Genomic DNA, 3,210 nt, shown 5'->3' with positions numbered 1-3,210 from the left:
GCGCAAACCACGAACGAGTCAGTGAGGGCTCAAAACGCTCTAGCGGAACAAGGACCGAGGGACGCTTTGTCATCTATAGCGAAGGACCGAAGGGTAGGATGCCGCGCGTCCGTAAGGCAGGACGCCTCAATCTTTGAACCGTAGTTTTCGACACTGGTTTCCTCGCTCTTCTGAAGAACGTGTCTTATGCATCTCGCCTTCGCATTGTTCCGCTCGCGACAGTCGCGAGACCATACACCGGGGGTGGTCAGCGCTCAGCGGACGTCCCGGAGACGAACCGTGAGAAAGTCGATGAAGGCACGGGTCTTGGCCGACAGGTGGGGCCCCGGCGGATAGATGACCCACACGGATTGATGCTCCGGTTCCCAATCCGGCAACACATCGACGAGGCGTCTCGCCGCAAGGTCCTCCTCAACGTAGAGGCGAGGGATGAGTGCAATGCCTGCATCGGCGAGTAGAGCTTGGCGGATGGCCATCGAATTGTTAGCGCTGAACTTCCCTTTCACCCGGATGTCGATGACCTCGTCCCCGCGTCGCAAGCGCCAAAGTTCTGGATCGTCGGCCTTGGTGAAGAGAAGACCCTCATGCTCTCTCAGCGACTGGGGACTCTCCGGTGGCCCCTGCCGTTCGAGATAGGCGGGTGAGGCACACAAGACGTGTTTCAAGTCCGCGATCCGGCGGGCAATCAGGCTGGAATCGGCGAGATCGCCGCTGCCGCGAACGGCCAGATCGAAACCCTCCGCTATCAAATCGACCTTCGCGTCATCGAGAACGAGATCGACAGACACTTGCGGATAGACCTTTTGAAACGCGGGCACGATCGGCGTCACCCTGAGAAGACCGAGCGACATCGGCAAGGCAAGTTTGAGCGTGCCGCGAGGCTCACCGGCCATTTCGGTTACGGCCGCGTCCGCCGCCTCGATATCGGCAAGAAGGCGTTTGACCCGCTCGAGATAAGTCTGTCCCGCCTCCGTCAGCCTGACGCTTCGGGTGGTTCTGACGAAGAGCTGCGCGCCGAGCAGAGATTCCAGCTCTCGCACGTTTTTGCTCACCGCCGAGTTCGATAAGCCGAGTGATTTCGCAGCGCTCGCGAAGTTGCCCTCGTCAGCGACAGCGACAAGGATGCGGTAGGCAGTCAATCGGTCCATGGCCCCTCCGCTTTAATCATGGTCGAGAGTGAAAGCGCCGTCATGCACTATGAGTGCATGGAGCATCCACCGGACCGTCGGCACGGACGAGATGTTCGGCGGGGTATCGAAACATTGCGGTCGTTCTTGTTGAAAAAACCCAACACCGCCAGGGGAGCCCGGTCATGGTTACCGAGACTTACTACAAAAGACCTGACTACAAAGCATCGACCCATGAATGGCTCGCTAGGGGACGCCGGTGGGACATCGAGTATAAGGGCTACCTTTCTAACCATCTCACCCACGCTTGGGTGGTGATGGGCGGGGTAGGAGCACCGGACGAAACCTTCTCGTGGTGGGAAAAGCTCTACACAAACCAGCTCGAAGAGGATCCCTCGCGAGAGCCGGGCGATCTGGAGCCTCCGCGTGACTGGCCAGGTGAAGGATATACGGTCATCAACCGCCTTAACTGGCGCAACAACGTTCAGTCGACCCGGGTTGCTTTTCCAGCTTTCCGCGACTTCTTCGATCAGGAGCTGCGAGAAAATGGTCTTTCTCAGACGCTCCGAACATATCTCCCGGCACTGATGCCTGGGCTCGCAGGAGCAGCGCTTCATCCGATCATCCACACAGGGTGGGCAACGGACGTAGAGAGCCTCAACATGCTGGGCGAAGGTCTCGCCTATATGGCGACATCATACCAACCCATCGCCACAGAGCCGCCGCACGAGCCTGCGACGCCGCTATGGGCGCCAGACGGCACGGATTTGATCGAAGCGACGCTGAGCTATCTGCGGCAGCCCGATGCCGCAGAGCTGACCCGCGCTGCGAACGAGGCCAGCGAAACGGAAGCCTACCGTGCTGTGAACCGCGGGGGATTCCAGCACCGGATCATGACCTACAACGATCCCGAGCTTCCGCTTGGCCAATCGCTCAATGACATCGGCCCCCTTGCGCTCCCCGACATAGACGAGCCTCTCGACGAGGTTGTCGAGGTTATCACTGCCTTCGCCGCCGCTTCGCTTCTGGGCTCGGACAACGAGTTTTTCGTCCTCCATGGCCTGACAAGCCTTCACGGTGTCCTCGCGGTGCTCCCGCACCTCGAGCCGGAAGATAGGCGCGCTGCTCTCGTCCATTGGTGGCGTGCGGTGATGGCGACGCTCGTCGTTCAGGACAGACCCGGGCTTGACCGCACCGTAGAGGAGTTCGAGCGATGGGCTAAAAACCGTACCGATCAGCCCTCGGCCCCTTTGTCTTCGCAGAAGGATCACTGGTGGAGGGAAACGATCTCTTCGGTGCTTTGCAGTCGGGACGAGCACGTTCCGAAAGCGGCTTACGCGTTGTGGCGTTGGAGTGCCTGGGGGTCCTTACCCGAGGCTAGCCACGCGTTATTCGAGAGGAGCGCCAGAAACCTCGTATCGCCGAATGCGTCTGGCGAGGTTCATGAGAACCTTTGGTTCGCCAAATCGTTCTCCGAAGCATCGAAGGAGAAGGAGCGGCGTTATGACTAAGTCAGTTGATGAGAACACCGGCCTCGTCATCGAAAATCCCGAGGGGATGTTCGATCCGTCGCCGCTCGCCTACTCCCATCTGGCGATTGCACCCGCTGGTGCACGGACGATCTTCCTTGCCGGCCAGGGCGGTGGGAAACATAAAGGATCGTACCAGGATCAAGTTCGCGTCGCTCTTGCAAGCCTCGGCCAGGCGATGAGGACGGCCGGTGGCGACATGAGCGGGATTGCCAAGCTGACGATCTACTCAGTCGATCATTCCGACGATCGGCACCGCGCCATCATCGAAGAGGTTAAGGCGGCCTTCGGCGACCGTCTGGCTCCGGCGTGTACCATCGTTCCGCTTTCCCAGCTCGGCACCGATCCGCAGATGTTGGTCGAGATCGACGGGATTGGGGTGCTTCCATAACCCCGCCAGTGGAGTTGAGGGCTCACGGCAGGGCGGGCCGACCTTGTTGCTTAGACCGAACAGGCGACATTGCAGCTAAGACGGCAACCTCAACCGGCCCAAACATTGCGCCTGCGCGTATGTCCGCAATTGCGCGATTGTGTTGAAAAACTCACTTCGTCCG

General features: G+C 59.8%; 3 protein-coding genes. 2 read left to right on the top strand and 1 reads right to left on the bottom strand.

Annotated features, from left to right (window positions below; genetic code table 11):
- Positions 1-254: 254 nt before the first annotated feature.
- A complete protein-coding gene (locus NOG11_RS14785) occupies positions 255-1,148 on the bottom strand; it encodes a LysR family transcriptional regulator (RefSeq protein ID WP_256620587.1) in 894 nt (297 codons plus the stop codon).
- A gap of 164 nt (positions 1,149-1,312) precedes the next feature.
- Between NOG11_RS14785 and NOG11_RS14780 the strand changes: the two genes are divergently transcribed.
- Positions 1,313-2,638: a questin oxidase family protein gene (locus NOG11_RS14780; RefSeq protein ID WP_256620586.1), complete on the top strand. Its 1,326-nt coding sequence runs from the start codon at positions 1,313-1,315 to the stop codon at positions 2,636-2,638.
- A complete protein-coding gene (locus NOG11_RS14775; protein WP_256620585.1) occupies positions 2,631-3,047 on the top strand; it encodes a RidA family protein in 417 nt (138 codons plus the stop codon). Before NOG11_RS14780 ends, NOG11_RS14775 begins: the two co-directional genes overlap by 8 nt.
- Positions 3,048-3,210: the final 163 nt, after the last annotated feature.

Origin of the sequence: Parvularcula maris (genome assembly GCF_024505085.1) — a bacterium.
GTDB lineage: Bacteria > Pseudomonadota > Alphaproteobacteria > Caulobacterales > Parvularculaceae > Parvularcula > Parvularcula maris.
Note: the sequence above shows the minus strand (reverse complement) of the source record. Positions and strands in the feature narration are given on the sequence as shown.

Coding starts and splice junctions, on each gene's coding strand:
- NOG11_RS14785 (WP_256620587.1), bottom strand. CDS start 1,148: ATGGACCGATTGACTGCCTACCGCATCCTTGTCGCTGTCGCTGACGAG.
- NOG11_RS14775 (WP_256620585.1), top strand. CDS start 2,631: ATGACTAAGTCAGTTGATGAGAACACCGGCCTCGTCATCGAAAATCCC.
- NOG11_RS14780 (WP_256620586.1), top strand. CDS start 1,313: ATGGTTACCGAGACTTACTACAAAAGACCTGACTACAAAGCATCGACC.